This window comes from Leclercia sp. LTM14, assembly GCF_023736175.1.
Classification (GTDB): domain Bacteria; phylum Pseudomonadota; class Gammaproteobacteria; order Enterobacterales; family Enterobacteriaceae; genus Enterobacter; species Enterobacter barmai.
Genome location: NZ_JAIKTT010000013.1, coordinates 132,837 through 151,185, shown reverse-complemented (window position 1 = coordinate 151,185; position 18,349 = coordinate 132,837). Strand labels below are relative to the sequence as shown.

General features: G+C 55.9%; 14 protein-coding genes, 5 tRNA genes, 1 other RNA gene and 1 pseudogene. 5 read left to right on the top strand and 16 right to left on the bottom strand.

The window, feature by feature from the left end; translation table 11 throughout:
- The 5 genes from K5I40_RS21375 to K5I40_RS21355 form a co-directional block, all read right to left on the bottom strand.
- On the bottom strand, positions 1-186 hold a 186-nt coding region (locus K5I40_RS21375; RefSeq protein WP_044347782.1), incomplete at its 3' end, for a GTP-binding protein.
- Positions 187-304: 118 nt separating this feature from the next.
- A tRNA-Thr gene (locus tag K5I40_RS21370) sits at positions 305-380 on the bottom strand.
- A gap of 6 nt (positions 381-386) precedes the next feature.
- A tRNA-Gly gene (locus K5I40_RS21365) sits at positions 387-461 on the bottom strand.
- 117 nt (positions 462-578) lie between these two features.
- Positions 579-663 (bottom strand) — tRNA-Tyr (locus tag K5I40_RS21360).
- Between the two features lie 8 nt (positions 664-671).
- Positions 672-747 (bottom strand) — tRNA-Thr (locus K5I40_RS21355).
- Positions 748-1,084: 337 nt separating this feature from the next.
- On the opposite strand from K5I40_RS21355, the pseudogene coaA reads away from it, so the two are divergent.
- Positions 1,085-2,034 (top strand): annotated as a pseudogene (coaA, locus tag K5I40_RS21350) (type I pantothenate kinase).
- Between the two features lie 49 nt (positions 2,035-2,083).
- Here the strand turns inward: coaA and dppF are convergent.
- From dppF to K5I40_RS21300, 10 genes are all read right to left on the bottom strand, one after another.
- A complete protein-coding gene (dppF, locus tag K5I40_RS21345) occupies positions 2,084-3,097 on the bottom strand; it encodes a dipeptide ABC transporter ATP-binding subunit DppF (protein ID WP_039031125.1) in 1,014 nt (337 codons plus the stop codon).
- Positions 3,094-4,077: a dipeptide ABC transporter ATP-binding protein gene (dppD, locus tag K5I40_RS21340; protein ID WP_223075544.1), complete on the bottom strand. Its 984-nt coding sequence runs from the start codon at positions 4,075-4,077 to the stop codon at positions 3,094-3,096. The genes dppF and dppD overlap by 4 nt, the downstream gene beginning before the upstream one ends.
- A gap of 10 nt (positions 4,078-4,087) precedes the next feature.
- The gene (gene dppC / locus K5I40_RS21335; RefSeq protein ID WP_039031127.1) at positions 4,088-4,984 is read right to left on the bottom strand and encodes a dipeptide ABC transporter permease DppC; all 897 of its coding nucleotides are present in this window, start codon (positions 4,982-4,984) and stop codon (positions 4,088-4,090) included.
- A 9-nt stretch (positions 4,985-4,993) separates the two neighbouring features.
- Complete coding sequence (gene dppB, locus K5I40_RS21330) at positions 4,994-6,013, bottom strand: dipeptide ABC transporter permease DppB (protein WP_039031128.1); 1,020 nt, start codon at positions 6,011-6,013, stop codon at positions 4,994-4,996.
- Positions 6,014-6,190: 177 nt separating this feature from the next.
- Positions 6,191-7,798: a dipeptide ABC transporter periplasmic-binding protein DppA gene (gene dppA, locus K5I40_RS21325; protein ID WP_039031129.1), complete on the bottom strand. Its 1,608-nt coding sequence runs from the start codon at positions 7,796-7,798 to the stop codon at positions 6,191-6,193.
- 645 nt (positions 7,799-8,443) lie between these two features.
- Positions 8,444-8,575: non-coding RNA, RtT sRNA (locus tag K5I40_RS21320), on the bottom strand.
- A gap of 35 nt (positions 8,576-8,610) precedes the next feature.
- A tRNA-Pro gene (locus K5I40_RS21315) sits at positions 8,611-8,687 on the bottom strand.
- Between the two features lie 91 nt (positions 8,688-8,778).
- The gene (eptB, locus tag K5I40_RS21310) at positions 8,779-10,470 is read right to left on the bottom strand and encodes a kdo(2)-lipid A phosphoethanolamine 7''-transferase (protein ID WP_039031130.1); all 1,692 of its coding nucleotides are present in this window, start codon (positions 10,468-10,470) and stop codon (positions 8,779-8,781) included.
- 265 nt (positions 10,471-10,735) lie between these two features.
- Entirely contained in the window at positions 10,736-11,938 is a 1,203-nt protein-coding gene (locus K5I40_RS21305; RefSeq protein ID WP_039031131.1) for an MFS transporter, read from the bottom strand.
- A 205-nt stretch (positions 11,939-12,143) separates the two neighbouring features.
- Entirely contained in the window at positions 12,144-12,899 is a 756-nt protein-coding gene (locus K5I40_RS21300; protein ID WP_251931037.1) for an autotransporter domain-containing protein, read from the bottom strand.
- Positions 12,900-13,025: 126 nt separating this feature from the next.
- On the opposite strand from K5I40_RS21300, the gene tag reads away from it, so the two are divergent.
- Both tag and K5I40_RS21290 read left to right on the top strand, forming a co-directional pair.
- Positions 13,026-13,589: a DNA-3-methyladenine glycosylase I gene (gene tag, locus K5I40_RS21295; protein WP_223075543.1), complete on the top strand. Its 564-nt coding sequence runs from the start codon at positions 13,026-13,028 to the stop codon at positions 13,587-13,589.
- On the top strand, positions 13,586-14,032 hold the full coding sequence (locus tag K5I40_RS21290) for an N-acetyltransferase (RefSeq protein ID WP_039031134.1): 447 nt from the start codon (positions 13,586-13,588) through the stop codon (positions 14,030-14,032). Before tag ends, K5I40_RS21290 begins: the two co-directional genes overlap by 4 nt.
- Here the strand turns inward: K5I40_RS21290 and K5I40_RS21285 are convergent.
- Positions 13,995-16,322, bottom strand: a complete 2,328-nt coding sequence (locus tag K5I40_RS21285; RefSeq protein ID WP_223075542.1) for a molybdopterin guanine dinucleotide-containing S/N-oxide reductase — start codon at positions 16,320-16,322, stop codon at positions 13,995-13,997. The two genes, K5I40_RS21290 and K5I40_RS21285, sit on opposite strands and share 38 nt — an antisense overlap.
- 168 nt (positions 16,323-16,490) lie before the next feature.
- Between K5I40_RS21285 and K5I40_RS21280 the strand changes: the two genes are divergently transcribed.
- Positions 16,491-17,153 carry an OmpA family lipoprotein gene (locus K5I40_RS21280; protein ID WP_039031136.1) on the top strand — a complete coding sequence of 221 codons (663 nt, stop codon included), beginning with the start codon at positions 16,491-16,493 and terminating at the stop codon, positions 17,151-17,153.
- 169 nt (positions 17,154-17,322) lie between these two features.
- Complete coding sequence (locus K5I40_RS21275; protein ID WP_039031137.1) at positions 17,323-18,339, top strand: LacI family DNA-binding transcriptional regulator; 1,017 nt, start codon at positions 17,323-17,325, stop codon at positions 18,337-18,339.
- The last annotated feature ends 10 nt before the right edge of the window (positions 18,340-18,349 follow it).

Below are 18,349 nucleotides of genomic sequence, written 5' to 3'. Positions count from 1 at the left end.
GGTGATACCACGAGCTTTTTCTTCTGGTGCGTTATCGATCTGGTCGAATGCACGAGCAGAACCACCGTAGGTTTTTGCCAGAACGGTAGTGATTGCAGCGGTCAGCGTTGTTTTACCATGGTCAACGTGGCCGATAGTACCGACGTTAACGTGCGGTTTTGTACGTTCAAACTTTTCTTTAGACATCGATTGTCCCTCTAAGACACGGATAAATCGGTGATATCACCACATCAACCAGGCGAAATGCCTGAACTGTTGAATACATTTAAATTGAAACAGAGAGAAACGGGAGGGAGAAGTGAAGTGGTGCTGATACCCAGAGTCGAACTGGGGACCTCACCCTTACCAAGGGTGCGCTCTACCAACTGAGCCATATCAGCACGTATTGGAGCGGGCAGCGGGAATCGAACCCGCATCATCAGCTTGGAAGGCTGAGGTAATAGCCATTATACGATGCCCGCATCCTGAAACTCGGCTACCCAGTTCTTTCTGTAACAAAAAAAGAGATTTCTCTCTTTTTAAGTTCGAGCTGGTTAATTTTTTCAACCAACTCCGGCGGCGTTAACGCTGCCAGAAAGTGGTGGTGGGGGAAGGATTCGAACCTTCGAAGTCTGTGACGGCAGATTTACAGTCTGCTCCCTTTGGCCGCTCGGGAACCCCACCGGACTTGATGGTGCCGACTACCGGAATCGAACTGGTGACCTACTGATTACAAGTCAGTTGCTCTACCTACTGAGCTAAGTCGGCATCAAGTAGCGCGCATTCTATGGAGACATGGGCAGTCATGCAACTAAAAATTTGCATAAATTGTTCTTTCGCTCACATTTTGTGCGAGAAGAGAGAATAACGCTGTATTTTCAGGCAAGCACGCGCAAATATTCACCATATACTGCCGTGAAAGGGGCCCAAACCCGGTCTGTGACGATTCCCGCTTAACGTAACATGGAGCCATATTTTTTCTTATTATTCGGCTCATCTGGTGTTACCCTCCTGCCCATTGTCCAAAATTAACTATTATGTGATGCGCCATACCCCGCATGGCTAGCCTCTGTTGTGGGATGAGACGCCTCACTCAAGCATGCTTATGAGCAAAAAAGAGCAAACGTTAATGACGCCTTATCTCCAGTTTAGCCGCAGCCAGTGGGCTGCTCTGCGTGATTCCGTCCCGATGACCTTAACGGAAGGCGAAATCGCACGGTTAAAAGGGATAAACGAAGACCTGTCGCTTGAAGAAGTCGCCGAAATTTATTTGCCTCTGTCGCGTTTGCTGAATTTCTATATCAGTTCCAACCTTCGTCGACAGGCCGTCCTGGAGCAGTTCCTCGGGACTAATGGGCAGCGCATTCCTTATATCATCAGTATCGCCGGCAGCGTGGCTGTGGGTAAAAGCACCACCGCGCGCGTGCTGCAGGCGCTGCTGAGCCGCTGGCCGGAGCATCGCAGCGTTGAGCTGATCACCACCGACGGCTTCCTGCACCCCAACGAAGTGTTAAAAGAACGCGGCCTGATGAAGAAGAAAGGCTTCCCGCTCTCTTATGATATGCATCGTCTGGTGAAATTCGTTTCAGATTTGAAATCCGGCGCGCGAACGTTACGGCTCCAGTCTATTCGCATCTGATCTACGACCGCATCCCGGACGGGGACAAAACGGTGGTGCAGCCGGACATTCTGATTCTGGAAGGGTTAAATGTTCTGCAAAGCGGGATGGACTACCCTCATGACCCGCATCATGTCTTTGTCTCTGACTTTGTCGACTTCTCTATTTATGTCGATGCCCCGGAAGACTTATTGCAAAACTGGTACATCAACCGCTTCCTGAAGTTCCGCGAAGGGGCGTTCACCGATCCTGACTCTTATTTCCACAACTATGCACAGCTCTCAAAAGAAGAGGCCGTTAATGTGGCGACCGCACTGTGGAATGAGATCAACTACGTGAACCTGAAAGAGAATATTCTCCCGACGCGTGAGCGCGCCAGCCTGATCCTCACCAAAAGTGAAAAGCACGCTGTCGACCAGATCCGATTACGAAAATAGTGTCGCGCATCCAATAAAAAACCGGCGAATTCGCCGGTTTTTTTATGACTTACGCCTGAGGCTTCTCGCCGTTTTCGTCCTGGTCGACCGCAAAGCAGGCTACCAGTTGTCCGCCGTAGTCTTTTAACTGCGGTTGCAGCTGGGTGCACGGCCCAAAGCGACGACGGCAGCGGGCGTTGAAGGCACAACCCGGCGGCGGATTAAGCGGGCTTGGCAGCTCGCCGGTCAGCTTAATGCGCTCCCGACGTTCATCCGGGTTCAGACGTGGCGTCGCAGAGAGCAACGCCTGCGTATACGGATGGCGCGGGTTATTAAAGATCTGATCCTTGGTGCCCTTCTCCACGCAGCGGCCCAGATACATCACCATCACTTCATCCGCAATGTGTTCCACCACCGACAGGTCGTGAGAGATGAAGACGTACGACAGACCTAAATCCTGCTGCAGATCCATCATCAGGTTCAGCACCTGCGCACGGACGGAAACGTCCAGCGCGGAAACCGGTTCATCGGCGATCACCACGTCCGGGTCAAGCATCAGACCACGGGCGATAGCGATACGCTGACGCTGGCCGCCGGAGAACATATGCGGATAGCGATCGTAGTGCTCGGTCTTAAGCCCCACCTTGGCCATCATCGCCAGCGCCTTCTCGCGACGCTGCTCTTTGCTCAGCGTGGAGTTGATCTGCAGCGGCTCCTCCAGAATCTGCCCCACCTTTTTACGCGGGTTCAGCGAACCATACGGGTTCTGGAACACAATCTGGATTTTCTGGCGACGCAGTTTCTGCGCGTTAGGATCGTGCTTGAGCAGATCCTGCCCCTGATAGTAAAGCTCGCCCCCGGTCGGGGTTTCAATCATGGTCAGCAGACGGCCCAGCGTGGATTTCCCACAGCCGGACTCCCCCACCACCGCCAGCGTTTTACCGCGCTCGAGGGTAAAGGAGACGCCGTCCAGCGCTTTCACCAGGCGCTCAGGGGCAAACATCCCCTTCTTCACCGGGTAGTGTTTTTTCAGATCGATAGCCTGCAACAGCGGCTGTTGCATGGTGGCCTCTTGCGTACTCATAGTGTGGGCCTCCCGGCATCATCGAGTGGGTAGTGACATTTAGACTGGCGACCGTCACTGAGCGTATAGAGATCTGGCTCATCGGTGCGGCATTTGTCCGTGGCATACGGGCAACGCGGGTTCAGCAGACAGCCGGTCGGGCGGTCGTATTTCCCCGGTACCACGCCCGGCAGTGACGCCAGACGCGCCTTATCCTGGGCAAACTCCGGCAAGGCACGCAGCAGCGCCTGAGTATAAGGATGACGCGGCGCGCGGAAGATATCGTGCGAGTTGCCGGTTTCCACTACCTGCCCGGCATACATCACGATGATCTTATGCGCCGCTTCGGCCACTAATGCCAGGTCATGGGTGATCAGGATCAACGCCATGTTCTCTTTCTGCTGTAACTCCAGCAGCAGCTCGATGATCTGTGCCTGAATGGTCACGTCCAGCGCGGTTGTCGGTTCATCGGCAATCAGCAGTTTTGGACGGCAGGCGATCGCCATGGCGATCATCACACGCTGGCTCATCCCGCCGGAGAGCTGGTGCGGATAGACATCCAGACGCGAGGCCGGGTCAGGAATACCCACCTGGTTCAGCAGGTCGATCGCCCGCTGGCGACGGGTTTTCTTGTTACCGCCCTGATGCACCTTGATCGCTTCCATGATCTGGAAGCCGACGGTATAGCACGGATTAAGGCTGGTCATCGGGTCCTGGAAGATCATCGCCACTTCGGCACCGACCAGATTGCGGCGCTCTTTTTCAGAAATGCGCTTCAAATCCTGCCCGTTAAATTCCAGGTTTTCCGCCATCACGCGGCCGGGAAAATCAATCAGCCCCATGATCGCCAGTGAGCTCACCGACTTACCGGAACCGGATTCACCCACAATGCCGACCACTTCACCCTGATTTACGCTGTAGCTAACACGGTCTACGGCGCGAAACTCGGAGCCTACGTCACCGAAGTGCACCGATAATTTATCTACATTTAATAACGCCATCTCGTGCCTCTTACTGCTTCAGTTTGGGATCAAGTGCATCACGCAGACCGTCACCCATCAGGTTAAATGCCAGCACCGTCAGCAGGATCGCCAGACCCGGGAAGGTCACGACCCACCAGGCGCTTTGCGCGAACTGCAACACGTCGGAGAGCATGGTGCCCCACTCCGGTGTTGGCGGCTGCGCACCCATGCCAAGGAAGCCAAGAGCGGCCATATCGAGAATGGCGTTAGAGAAACCGAGCGACGCCTGGACAATCAGCGGCGCAAGGCAGTTAGGAAGAATGTTGACGAACATCTGGCGCATCGCACCGGCACCCGCCACGCGAGAGGCGGTAACGTAGTCGCGGTTCACTTCCACCAGCACCGCCGCACGGGTTAATCGCACGTAGTGTGGGAGCGCAACGAACGTCAGGGCGAGCGCGGCGTTGCCGATTGACGGGCCGAAGATCGCCACCAGCACCAGCGCCAGCAGCAGGCTTGGCAGGGCCAGCATGATGTCGACGATACGCATAATGGTGTTATCAATCAGGCCGCCAAAGTAACCGGCGATCAGGCCCAGCACCACGCCGAGGATCAGCGAGAGTACCACCACCAGACAGCCAACCAGCAGTGACAAACGTGCACCGTACATCAGACGGGAGAGCACGTCGCGGCCCACGTCATCGGTCCCCAGCAGGTGGGCAAATGTTCCACCCTCCTGCCAGGCTGGCGGGGCCAGCAGCACGTCGCGGAACTGATCCGCCGGGTTATACGGCGCCAGCACGTTCGCAAACACCGCAATCAGGATCATGATGGAAACGTAAACCAGCCCCACCACTGCACCTTTGTTGCGCTTGAAGTAGTGCCAGAACTCCTGCAGCGGCGTCATTGGCACCGGTGCAGCTTTATTTGCAGTAACTTGTGACATGATGGCCCCTTACTTCTTATGACGAATACGCGGGTTCACCACGCCGTACAGCAAATCGACCAGCAGGTTAACGAGGATAATCATCGTCGCCACCAGCAGCACACCGCCCTGCACAACCGGATAGTCACGGCGCTGCAGTGCGTCAATCAGCCAGCGACCCAGGCCCGGCCAGGAGAAAATAGTTTCGGTCAGGATCGCCCCTGCCAGCAGCGTACCCACCTGCAGGCCGATAACCGTTACCACCGGCAGCATGGCGTTACGCAGCGCATGGACGATAATCACGCGCATGCGGGTCAGCCCTTTGGCGCGGGCAGTACGGATGTAGTCCTCGCCCAGCACTTCCAGCATCGACGAACGGGTCATACGCACGATAACCGCCAGCGGGATTGTCCCGAGCACCATCGCAGGCAGGATCATGTGCGCCAGCGCATCAATAAAGTTGCCCTCTTCGCCCCAGATAGCCGTGTCGATCAGCATAAAGCCGGTCAGCGGGTTGGTGTCATCAAGGAAGACCATATCGCTGACGCGCCCTGAGACCGGAGTCAGGTTCAACTGCACCGATACCAGCATGATCAGCATCATGCCCCACCAGAAGATAGGCATGGAGTAACCGGTCAGCGCCAGGCCAACGGCGGTGTGATCGAAGATAGAGCCACGTTTTACCGCAGCCAGCACGCCCACCGGGATACCCACGGCGACGGCAAAAATCATGGCGCAGACACCGAGTTCCAGCGTCGCTTTAAATCGTGGTACGAACTCTTCCCACACCGGAAGACGGCTTTTCAGCGAGATACCTAAATCACCATGCATCACACCCCAGATATAGTGGAGATACTGCTGCCACATCGGCTTATCCAGCCCCAGTTCGGCCAACAGCTGTGCATGACGTTCAGGAGAAATGCCACGCTCGCCCGCCATAATCATTACCGGGTCACCGGGGATCATATGGACAAAAGCGAAGGTGAGAAGGGTGATACCGATAAACGTGGGGATAACAAGTCCCAGACGTCGGAGGATGAACTGCAACATAACCCGGATTCTCTCTAATGACGCTCGCCGGAAGGCGTGACGTCTGTATTGCTCACAAATCTTATTCCCTCCCCTTTCAGAGAGGGAATAAAGCACTGCTGCCGGGTGGCGCTACGCTTACCCGGCCTACATGCCGTAGGCCAGTGCAAGCGCAGCGCCGCCTGGCGTTGCTTTTAATTATTCAACAGAGACGTTTTCGAAGTGGTGTTTACCCAGTGGGTCAACCACGTAGCCTTTAACTTCTTTACGCACTGGCTCATATACGGTGGAGTGAGCCACGATCAGCGCCGGAGCCTGGTCATGCATCACAACCTGAGCCTGTTTGTACAGCTCGATACGCTTGTTGTGATCTTCTGCAGCACGTGCCGGCTGAATCAGGTCTTCAAACGGCTTGTAGCACCAGCGAGAGTAGTTAGAACCGTCTTTCGCCGCGGCGCAGCTGAACAGGGTTGCGAAGAAGTTATCCGGATCCCCGTTGTCACCGGTCCAGCCCATCATCACAGCCTGGTGTTCACCGGCTTTAGCACGCTTCAGGTACTCGCCCCACTCGTAGGTCACGATCTTGGCCTGGACGCCGATCTTAGCCCAGTCAGCCTGAACCATCTCGGCCATACGGCGAGCGTTCGGGTTGTATGGACGCTGGACTGGCATTGCCCACAGCTCAACGGTGAAGCCTTTATCCTGGCCTGCTTCTTTCAGCAGCGCTTTCGCTTTCTCAACGTCATAGGTGTAATCCTTAACGTCGTCGTTGTAGCCCCACATGGTTGGTGGGATCAGGTTCTTGGCAGCAACGCCAGCGCCCTGGTAAACCGCTTTAATGATCGCTTCTTTGTTCACCGCGTAGGTCAGCGCCTGACGCACTTTCACGTCATCAAACGGTTTCTTCTCGGTGTTGAAGGAGAGATAGCCAACGTTCAGACCCGCCTGCTCCAGCAGGTTGATGTTTTTGTCCTGCTTCATGCGCGCGATGTCAGCCGGGTTCGGGTACGGCATAACCTGGCATTCGTTCTTCTGCAGCTTGGCGTAACGCACGGAGGCATCAGGCGTGATGGAGAAGACCAGACGGTCGATCTGCGGCTTGGTGCCCCAGTAGCCTTCAAACGCTTTGTACAGAATGCGGGAGTCTTTCTGGTACTGCAGCAGCTGGAACGGACCGGTACCGATTGGGTTCAGGTCAACTTTTTCCGGGGTGCCGGCTTTCAGCATGTTGTCCGCATACTCTTTAGAGAGAATAGAGGCGAAGTCCATGGCCAGGTCAGCCAGGAATGGCGCTTCCGGACGGGTCAGCACGAACTGGACGGTTTTATCGTCCACTTTTTTGATTTCGCTGATCAGATCCGGCAGACCCATACCTTCGAAGTACTCATAGCTGCCGCCGGAGACTTTGTGGTACGGGTTCTGGGCATTTTTCTGGCGGTCGAAGGAGAACACCACGTCGTCTGCATTCAGATCGCGCGTAGGTTTGAATTCTTTGCTGTCCTGCCACTTCACGCCCTGACGCAGGTGGAAGGTATAGGTTTTACCGTCTTCGCTGACTTCCCACTTCTCTGCCAGACCCGGAATAACTTCTGTGGTACCGGTTTTGAATTCAACCAGACGGTTATAGATAGGTACAGAGCTTGCGTCGTACGTTGTACCAGAGGTAAAGAGCTGTGGGTTAAAGCCTTCCGGCGAGCCTTCAGAACAGTAGACCAGGGTTTTTGCCTGTACGCTTGCTGCGACAGTCATGGCTACCAGGCTCAGACCAAGCTTCAGCATCCCTGACTTCTTCAAGGAAATACTCATTGTTATTCTGCTCCAATGTGATGTTTTTTGTTGTGTTACTCCGCCTGACCTTTAATTTATTTTTTACCCGGTCCGGTCGGTGCTGCCCTAAGGCGTTATAAGGGATGGAGATTCCTTTCAGAAGAGCGACTGAGTTGCAGCGCAGATCCTCCCTGAATTGCCCCTCGTGCCCTACAATCTGTCAACAGAATGTGAAAACGTCAATACAGGTGACGGGGATTTACGCTAAGTGTGAGAATCGGCAAACAAAGATTAAAAAAACTACCGGGGCGTATTTTCAGCAGGGAAATTTATGCTACCCGCCATGATGCAGCACAACTCTCTGCGCATTCTCCTACAACCAGTGATTAACATTTATTCAACCCGCGTAAATTTTCTTACAGAATGGCGATTATCTGCGCACTAAATGCCGTGAACGTTAAAACGCACAGGGGAAAATGCTGAGGTTATGTATAAGCAACGCGAAAAAAGATCATTCCATATATAAAAAAATACAATGGAATATGTCACAAAAACGTTAGCAGGCAGGGGGAACGAGAGGTAGGCCGCATTTTAGTAAGTCTGGAAGGATAAGGCTTTAATGCGACAGATTTCTGCGGATGCTAAATGCGAAAAACCCCGCTCAAAGAGCGGGGTTTTCAAATGTGGTCGGCGAGAGAGGATAACTCGTCACTTCGTGACTCGCCCTTCGGGCCGTTGCTGAAGCAACGTTCTCTCGCTTCGCTCGAGTCGAACCTCCTGCCCCGGAGGTCCTCATCCTCATAACCTTCAGATGCAAAAAACCCCTGCTCAAAGAGCAGGGGTTTCGAATGTGGTCGGCGAGAGAGGATTCGAACCTCCGACCCACTGGTCCCAAACCAGTTGCGCTACCAAGCTGCGCTACTCGCCGAATGCGGAGCGCATCTTACTGCTACGCTGCAACCCCGTCAATCCCTTATTCTGAAAAAGCCATTCGATCGGCTATAAAGTCGCCAGGCCCGTTACTTCGCGGCTTTCGCAGCGCTGTCCGGCACTTTACACCAGTTGTTATTCTCGTTAATCCCGCCGTCTGGCGAGGTATAACCGAGGCAACCGAGAATGGTGTCATACAGCTCCACATGACGACGCGCCACTTTCATATCCGCCTGCTCTTTGAGGTGGGCAAACATTTTAGCTTTCTCCGGGTTCTCCAGATACTTGTCAGACATCCACACCATCATCGGAACGCGGAACTGCTCCGGCGGCGCCATCTTGCGCGGCGTACCGTGCAGATGCTCTTTCTCGTTAATCGACTCACCGTGATCGGCGGCGTAGAAGACAATGGCTTTCTTATCACGCACCTGGTCAATCACGCTGTCGATAAAGTGATCCACATAGGTCACCGAGTTGTCATAGGAGTTGATCAGCTGCTGTTTGCTGCAGTCTTTATCCACGCCCTTACACTCCGGCGTCCATTTCGCAAAGCTGCGCGGATAACGCTGGGTATAGTTAAAGTGCGACCCTTTGGTATGCAGGATGATCATATGCTTACCGTCCTGGTTGCCCTGCAGGGAGCGCTGCATCTCGTCGATCAGCAGCATATCGTCCACGCTCTTACCGCGGTTACGCGGCTCAGCGCCAATCTGCTCACGATAGGCGATGTTGTTGGCCATGGTGTTGCTGTAGAACCACATCTCGCTTTGCATCGCGTAGAGGTCGGAGCTAAAGCCCAGCTGGCGTAGCACCGCGAAGACATTCTGCTCTTTCAACGTACGCTGTGGATTATCGCTTGCCCCACCCTCACGCACGAACATGCAGCGCAGCGAGAGCTTGGTCGCGGTATCGCAGGAGTACCCGCGGAAGGCGACGAGGTTTTTCTCCTGTGCCAGCTTCGGCGTAGTATCCCGTTCATAGCCCAGCATACCCATATGATCCCAGCGCGTGGTTTCACCAATAATGAAGATCACATAGGTGTCATCAATATCCGCAGGCGCCTGATAGGTAAATTTCTTCGCCGGGTTCATCAGCGATTTGTTGTCGGACGACTCGTCCACCTGCGCCCAGGCGTATAACCCCAGCGCGGAGATCCAGTTGGACGGCAGATAGGAGTTCGCCACCACGCCGCCGTAGCTCGGCATATCCACGCCGGAGGTACGTTCAACGTTCTTCTGCTGTAAATCCAGCAGGCGGATAGGTCCCCAGACCATCAGTCCCGCCAGGACGACCACCGCGGCGCTTCTGATACGCTGTCCCGGGGTACGCAGCTGGCGCAACAGCGTATAGCGGCAGCGGTTGTTCCAGATAAGCAGCAGCGGCAGGATGCTGACGCAAACCAGCCAGAGAACAAAGTGGATACCGACCACCTCTTTCGAGAGGTCAATATCCGTGGTCATCACCGAGGCAATAATGCCGTAGCCGATCACCACGTTCATAAAAGTCATGTAATAGCTGGCACCCGCCGAGCACAGCACCACCAGCGTGGCGAGAACGCGCCATATCCGGCGGCCAAACAGCGACAGCAAACGCAGTAAAAAGAAGGTGACCAGCACAGTGGCAACCAGTTCAACGACCGCAGCGATTCCTTTCCAGGCGGTAAAGTCTTGCGCATAACCGTCAAACCGACGGAAAAAAACCGCGCCATTCATAAACAGACCGATGTACAACGCGAGCAAAAAGCTGAGCTTTTGTTGCGTCATCGCTTTGATATATTTCATTAATGCAACCTGGAAAAAGATAATGTAGAGCCGTCTCACTCTTGGTTAAAAAGTGAACAACATATTTCATTGCCTGGGAGTACGTTATAGGAAACGTCTGTAAGCGCGGTAAGTAGACCACAGGGAAAAGAAAAAGTGGCAGCAGAGAATGTGATCCCTGCAAATATTTACAAAAAAACAAGTCCGATGACATACCACCGGCCTGTTTTTTACGGAGTGCAGCGAAAAAAAAGGCCGGAATATCCGGCCCTTAGAGGGGTTTTACTCAGGCATGCGCTTGTTTAAATATTTCGCGCTGCGGCTGGCGAATCGTAGTGGAAAGCGCCAGAGAAAGGATAAGCAGGGCGAATATTACGCAGAAGGTCACATAGAAGCCGCCGAACAGCGAAGCAATAAGCGAACCGCAAATACTGCCGATACCAAAGCCTAAATAAATAACGCCGTAGTTTTTCGCCAGGTTATTAAGGCCGAAGAACTCACTTACCAGCGACGGGAAGACGGTGATGGTGCCGCCGAAGTTAAACGCGACGCAGGCAATAGCCGCAAAGAAGGTCACTTCGTTGAGCGGGGCGAAAAGCAGTGCCGCCATCCCCACCAGCGAAACCACCTGGCCGATAGTAATGACGCGGATACGGGCAATTTTATCAGACAAGATCCCCAGCACCAGGCGACCAGAGAGGTTGGCGATAGAGATAATGGTTACCGCGTTGGCCGCAGTTGCCGCGTCCAGTTTTACCATCCCCTGGGCGATATCTTTCGCCACGCCAATCACATACAGACCACTCATGCAGGCGGTCAGGAACATCACTGCCAGCATCCAGTACTGCGGCTTACGCATTGACTGGGCCAGCGTAAAGTCGTTCTCGACCACACCGTTAACGGATTTCACTTCCTGCTGCGGGGCATCTTTCATCAGGGTGGCACCGAACAGGATCATCACCAGCACGATGGCGCCCCAGATCATAAAGGTCTTCTCAAGGCCGACGGTGGCGAGCAAATGGCTGTCGATAAATTTGAAGCCCAGGCTGCCAAGACCGTAAGAACCAATGGCAAAGGCGGAGATCAGCCCTTTACGTTCCGGGAACCATTTCACACAGTTCGACAGGGTTAACAGATAGCCCGCGCCATCCGCCAGCCCCACCAGCACCCCGGCGCTCAGCCACAGCATCATCAGATTGCTGGAGTGCGCGGTCAGGAAGAAGCCAACCCCCAGTAAAATCCCGGAGGCCATGGTGACGCGCTTAACGCCGAAGCGTTCCTGCAATTTACCGGCAACGGACGAGGAGAGCGCCAGGCCCAGGCTCAGCAAGCCAAAGGAGAAAGCCACCTGGCTGACCGGTGCATCGAGTTTATCGGAGAGGGCGCTGTTAAACAGGCTCCAGGTGTAGACCGAACCCAGCGCAAACTGGGTCACGATGGTGCCGATAAGGGTCAGCCAGCGGGTGCGGTTGTAAGATGATGTGTTCATGGCAGTTGTCCTGCAGCAGAAGAAAGGGAAATTCACTGCTGACAACGATAACTAAAACCCCAACTTACCAGGGGTAAAACGGCATGAAATGCAGAGGGCGTGGAATGAAATGCCGAAAATCAGGAATGAATGACCTGGACTGCCGTCTGAACCGCACCGGAGAAGGCTTACTTCCGGTGCTGCACAGGTCACTTATGCGCTTAATTCAGAACCTGGCGCTAACGCCGAGAGTATAAAGATAATCTTCGCCGGTGGTCATGTTTTCGGCCTGCGACATAGAAGCATAGGCCGCCATATAGGGGTTGATCAGCATATCTGCCCCGACGGTGACATCCATCCAGTTACCATATTGCGTGGACGGTGCCAGGCGTCCCAGGCCGGACTGCATTTTCCACTGATTATCGCCGAACTGCTGGTTATAGCTGATTTGCGCCCAGGGTCGCAGATCGCCCACGCGTGTATCAACGCGCCAGCCGAGCGTACTGACGCTGGCATGCCATAGCGGATCGATTAGCGACTGCGTGTTCACGCTATCGCCAAACTCGTTGTACATATTGGGCGTGGAGCCGTCATAGTGCCAGGCGGCAACCGGTCCGGTGGTAAAACGGCGGGCCACGGGAATACTCCAGCCCACGCTCATGGAGCTGGTCGCTTCCACGGGCGATTCATCAGGTAAATTCAGCGCTAAACCGGACGTATTCTGCGAAGAGAGAATTCGCTCTTTGAGGATGTCCTCATAACGCGGTTGGTGATCGTCGTCCCATGTATAACGCTCAGTGGTATTACTTTTCGTATCCGAAACGATATATTCCTGTTGCCAGGCGTTTGCTGTGTTGCCTGTCAGCAGACAGGCGAGGAAACTCACCAGACCGGTAACGGCATGGCGGCCACTTATTTTTTTATAATCATCAAAGCGACTCCAGAGAAGAGCCGAATTCGGCGATATTTGTGATTGTGTAATTGAGGCCTGGTTGCGACATGAGGGATGTTGCGTATCAGCCTGTATTAACTATTGTCTCTTTAGATGACACGTCAAGCCGGGTCGATTGAAATTTTTGTCATTTCAGTAGCAAAAGGGAGAGAACCGATGCAACGTTGTGGCTGGGTTAGCCAGGATCCGCTTTATATCGCCTATCACGATAAAGAGTGGGGAGTGCCGGAAACTGACGGAAAACATTTATTCGAGATGATCTGTCTTGAGGGCCAGCAGGCCGGTTTATCCTGGATCACCGTGCTTAAAAAGCGGGAAAATTATCGTCAGGCCTTTCACCATTTCGATCCGGTTCTGGTCGCCGGGATGACTACTGCCGATGTCGACAGGTTAGTGCTGGATGCGGGCATTATTCGCCACCGGGGTAAAATCGAAGCCATTATCGGCAACGCCCGGGCTTATCTGGCGATGGAAGAGAACGGCGAGCGGTTCTCCGATTTTGTCTGGTCCTTTGTCGATAACACCCCGCAGGTGACCCGGGCGGCAACCCTGGCGGAGATCCCCACCTCAACGCCCGCCTCGGACGCCCTCTCTAAGGCGCTGAAAAAACGCGGCTTCAAGTTCGTTGGCACCACCATCTGTTACTCCTTTATGCAGGCCTGCGGGCTGGTCAACGATCACGTCACCACCTGCCACTGCTACCCGGGAGGTCATACATGATCCGCAAATGGCTCAGCGACGACGTCGAGCCCCTGCTGACGCTCTGGCTGGAGAGCACAACCGTCGCCCATCCGTTTATCGATGCGCAGTACTGGGTAGAGAGCGAGGAGGTGGTGCGGGAAGTTTACCTGCCTTCGGCCGAGACATGGGTATGGGAAGAGGAAGGCGCGCTTCGCGGGTTTATCAGCGTGATGGAGTCGAAGTTCATCGGGGCGCTGTTTGTCGATCCCGCCTGGGCCGGCAAGGGCATCGGGCATGCGCTGATAAACCATGTTCAGCAGCGCTACCCGTATTTAAGCCTCGAGGTCTACCAGAAGAACAATCGGGCGGTGAATTTCTATCATGCTCAGGGCTTTCGCATCGAAGACAGCGCCTGGCAGGAAGATACCCAGCACCCGACCTGGCTTATGAGCTGGCAGGCGGATCAAACGCCGTCAGCGTAAGCGTCGGCCCCTGGTATTTTTCCAGCCACGCCAGCGCGGTATTCCCCGCGCAGCCGTTCCCCAGCTTCGAGCTGGGGAGATCTTTGGTCAGCACGTTGACCGCTCCGTTCTTACAAATCCCGTCGTTATCAGGATCCAGATCCGGCCATGCCCCCTGGTGAATGCAGATCACCCCCTGTTTGATGCCTTCGCTGACCACCGCCCCTGCCAGCACCTGGCCGCGATGGTTCCAGACGCGTACCACGTCGCCGTCGGCAATGCCGCGCGCCTTCGCGTCATCCGGGTGCAGCGTCACCGGCTCGCGCCCGGCCACCGCGTACTGCTCGCGCAGGGAAGAGTAGTTAAGCTGGCTGTGCAGACGGTGCGCCGGGTGGGCAGAAAGAATTTGCAGTTGCCCCGGCTCGGCGTTGCCGTGCCACTCGTCCGGCTCCAGCCACATCGGGTGAGGCGGACAGTCGGCGTAGCCGAAGCCGGCAATGCGATCTGAATAAATCACGAGTTTGCCGCTCTCGGTTTTAAGCGGATGGCTTTCAGGATCGCGACGGAAATCAGCGAAGCGCACGAATTTCGCGTTATCCTCGGATTCCGGCATTTCGACGATGGCATTGGCTTCCCAGAATTCGGCAAAGGGCGCTAAGGTTACGCCCTGGGCCGCGCCGCGCTGCCCGGCAATCTCATAAAACGTCTCCAGCCACTCCAGATCGGTTTTGCCTTCGGTGAAACGCTCGCCGCCGCCCTGCTCCCAGCGCTCGCTCAGCTCGGCAAACACATCAAGATCGTCACGCGCCTCATCGCGCGGGGCCACAACCCGCTTCATCGGCACCATATGCTGGTTGCTGTAGTCGCCGGTCATGGTCATGTCGTTGCGTTCAAACGAGGTGGTGGCCGGCAGCACGATATCGGCATGCTTCGCCGCCGCCGTCCAGAAGCACTCGGAGATGACCACCAGCTCCGGTTTTTGCCAGGCGCGGATCAGGCGGTTGGTGTCCTGATGGTGAGTAAAGTTGGCGCCGCCCGCCCACCAGACAAAGCGAATATCCGGGAAATGGCGATCCAGACCGTTGTGCTGATAAAAACCGCCGGGATTTTCCAGGGCTTCAACAATACGGGCGACCGGGAATTTATCCACCGCGTCGGTACCGCCTTTGACCGAACCCTGCATTGAGGCCAGCACCGCCGCGCGACGCGTCGGGTTACCGCCGTTGGCAAAGTGATACGAAAGCCCAAAGCCGCCGCCGGGGGTGCCAATCTGGCCGAGCATTGCCGCAAGCGTAACCAGCATCCAGTGTTTCTGCTCGCCAAACTGCTGGCGCTGCATGCCCCAGCCGGACATCAGCATCGTGGTGTTATGGTGGAACAACGCCGCCAGTTCACGAATTTTATCGGCTGGAACGCCGCAAATGTCGGCAGCCCATTCGGCGGTTTTGGCGATACCGTCTGTCGCACCGGTCAGGTAGTCGGCAAACTTTTCATACCCGGAAGTGCAGCGCGCCAGGAAGGCTTCATCCTGCCAGCCGTTTTCCACCAGCGTATGGGCGATGCCGAGCATCAGTGCCACATCGGTGCCCATGTGCGGGGCGATCCACTCGGCGCTGTCGCCAAAGAAATCCATGGTTTCGGAGCGCATCGGATCGATGCAGATCAGGCGCTTGCCGCTTTTACGCAGCGCGTCAAAGTAGGGTATTCCCTGCTCGTCGCTGGCGTTCCACGCGATCTTGAGGGTATTAAGCGGGTTAGCGCTCCACAGCACCACCACCTCAGAGTGCTCCAGCACCAGCGGCCAGCTGGTCTGCTGCTGATAGACTTCGTTGCCGCCCACCACATACGGCATGATGGCCTGCGCCGCGCCGGTTGAGTAATCCCCCAGATGGCCGGTATAGCCGCCCGCCAGGCTCATATAGCGCTGAAGCAGGGTGGCCGCTTTGTGCAGCACACCGTTGGAGCGCCAGCCGTACGAACCGGCAAAAATGGACGATGGACCATAACTCTGGCGAATGCGTTTATGCTGCGCATCGATAAGCGTCAGCGCTTCGTCCCAGCTGACGCGCACAAATTCATCCTGTCCGCGCACCCCCTGTGGATTATCCGGCGAGGCGAGAAAGCCTTTACGCACCATTGGCCAGCGCACGCGTGTTTTGCTGTGCACCTGGTCGCGCACCGCGGTCTGCAGGGAATTGGGATGCTTTGTCGGCAACGCGCCACGGGAAGAGAGCACCCTGTCGCCGTCGGTTTCGACCAGCATGGGCCCCCAGTGGGCTGCAGTCAGAATGGTTTTTGTTGAAGTGGTCACAGCGTGTGCTCCTGGATTGCCGGTTGCAGGTTTTCTCAGCCTTCATTGAGACTGTTTATGATTTGACACAAATTTAAGAGTTATCCCCGGAATTTTCTCCGTAACTGGACGTCATAATCAACCGCCACGCCCGTCGTGGCAAAGAATAAAAAAGCTTAAGGAAAGAAGATGAAAAAAAGCGCACTTATGATTGCCGCCGTAGTGAGCGGCGCCCTGGTTGTTTCAGGCTGCACCACCAACCCTTACACCGGCGAACGCGAAGCGGGTAAATCAGGCATTGGCGCAGGCATCGGTTCCCTGGTGGGCGCAGGTGTTGGCGCGCTCTCCTCCTCGAAGAAAGATCGCGGCAAAGGTGCCCTGATTGGTGCCGCAGCAGGCGCAGCGCTGGGCGGCGGCGCGGGTTATTACATGGACGTGCAGGAAGCGAAGCTGCGCGACAAAATGCAGGGTACCGGCGTAAGCGTGACCCGTAGTGGCGATAACATCATTCTGAACATGCCAAACAACGTCACCTTCGACAGCAGCAGCGCAACGCTGAAACCGGCGGGTGCCAACACCCTGACCGGCGTGGCGATGGTGCTGAAAGAGTACGAAAAAACCGCGGTGAACGTGCTGGGCTATACCGACAGCACCGGCAGCCAGGATCTGAACATGCGTCTCTCCCAGCAGCGTGCTGACGCGGTGGCCAGCTCGCTCATCACCCAGGGCGTGGCGGTGAACCGCATTCGCACCAGCGGCATGGGCCCGGCGAATCCGATCGCCAGCAACAGCACGGCGGAAGGCAAAGCGCAGAACCGCCGCGTTGAGATCACTTTAAGTCCGGTGCAGTAGGTAAAAGCAAAACGGCAACCTGTTTGCCGTTTTTAGTGTTTGCGCCCTCTCCCCGTGGGAGAGGGTCGGGGTGAGGGCATCAGGCCGCACAAACCCCAGGCCCGGTAAGCGTAGCGCCACCGGGCATTTTCGCGCTAAGGTATGCTCAACCAAGGCAAGGAAATCAGCGATGAGCAAATCAACACGGCCCACCATCAGCGACGTAGCGAAAGCCGCGAAAACCGGTAAAACCAGCATCTCCCGTTACCTCAACGGTGAAAAAAACCTGCTTTCCGACGCGCTGCTGGCCCGCATTGAACAGGCTATCGCCGACCTCGACTATCGCCCAAGCCTGATGGCACGCGGTCTGAAGCGTGGCCGTACCCGCCTGATCGGGCTTATCATCGCCGACATTACCAATCCCTACTCTGTTAACGTCCTCAGCGGCATCGAAGCCGCCTGCCGGGAAAAAGGCTTTACCCCGCTGGTGTGTAACACCAACAACGAGCTCGACCAGGAGCTACACTACCTCGATCTGCTGCGCAGCTATCAGGTTGAGGGCATCGTGGTTAACGCCGTGGGAATGCGCGAAGAGGGGCTGAACCGCCTGCAACAGTCCGCCCTGCCGATGGTGCTGATTGACCGCAAAATCCCGGATTTCGCCTGCGATGTGGTCGGGCTGGATAATACCCAGGCCGCGACAACCGCTACCGAACACCTGATAGAACAAGGCTTTGAAGCGATTCTGTTCCTGAGCGAGCCGCTGGGAATGGTCAATACCCGCCGCGAACGCCTGAGCGCATTCCGCGCCACCCTTGCCCGCTATGCTGGCGTGGTCGCCGAGAACGTCGAAATCCCGCTCCATGAAGCCGAACGGCTGGATAACGCCCTGCGTGAGTTCCATACCCGCCATCGCGGCATGCGCAAGGCGGTCATCTCCGCCAACGGCGCATTGACGCTGCAGGTTGCCCGCTCGCTCAAGCGCATTGGCCTGCACTGGGGCAGCGATATCGGTCTGCTGGGCTTTGACGAGCTGGAGTGGGCCGAGCTGGCCGGGGTCGGCATTACCACCCTCAAACAGCCTACCTGGCAGATCGGCTTCGCCGCCGTCGAGCAGGTCGTGCGCCGGATCAACGGTGCTGACGATGCCGTCCGCGAGCAGGTCTTCTCCGGGGAGCTGATCGTCCGCGGCTCTACGGCTCGTTAACCCCCCCTTC

Excerpts from the sequence above, each read along its gene's own strand:
- K5I40_RS21275 (WP_039031137.1), top strand. The coding sequence starts at position 17,323 with ATGAGCAAATCAACACGGCCCACCATCAGCGACGTAGCGAAAGCCGCG.
- K5I40_RS21290 (WP_039031134.1), top strand. The coding sequence starts at position 13,586 with ATGATCCGCAAATGGCTCAGCGACGACGTCGAGCCCCTGCTGACGCTC.
- dppD (WP_223075544.1), bottom strand. The coding sequence starts at position 4,077 with ATGGCGTTATTAAATGTAGATAAATTATCGGTGCACTTCGGTGACGTA.
- K5I40_RS21305 (WP_039031131.1), bottom strand. The coding sequence starts at position 11,938 with ATGAACACATCATCTTACAACCGCACCCGCTGGCTGACCCTTATCGGC.
- tag (WP_223075543.1), top strand. The coding sequence starts at position 13,026 with ATGCAACGTTGTGGCTGGGTTAGCCAGGATCCGCTTTATATCGCCTAT.
- dppC (WP_039031127.1), bottom strand. The coding sequence starts at position 4,984 with ATGTCACAAGTTACTGCAAATAAAGCTGCACCGGTGCCAATGACGCCG.
- dppB (WP_039031128.1), bottom strand. The coding sequence starts at position 6,013 with ATGTTGCAGTTCATCCTCCGACGTCTGGGACTTGTTATCCCCACGTTT.
- eptB (WP_039031130.1), bottom strand. The coding sequence starts at position 10,470 with ATGAAATATATCAAAGCGATGACGCAACAAAAGCTCAGCTTTTTGCTC.
- K5I40_RS21280 (WP_039031136.1), top strand. The coding sequence starts at position 16,491 with ATGAAAAAAAGCGCACTTATGATTGCCGCCGTAGTGAGCGGCGCCCTG.
- dppF (WP_039031125.1), bottom strand. The coding sequence starts at position 3,097 with ATGAGTACGCAAGAGGCCACCATGCAACAGCCGCTGTTGCAGGCTATC.
- dppA (WP_039031129.1), bottom strand. The coding sequence starts at position 7,798 with ATGAGTATTTCCTTGAAGAAGTCAGGGATGCTGAAGCTTGGTCTGAGC.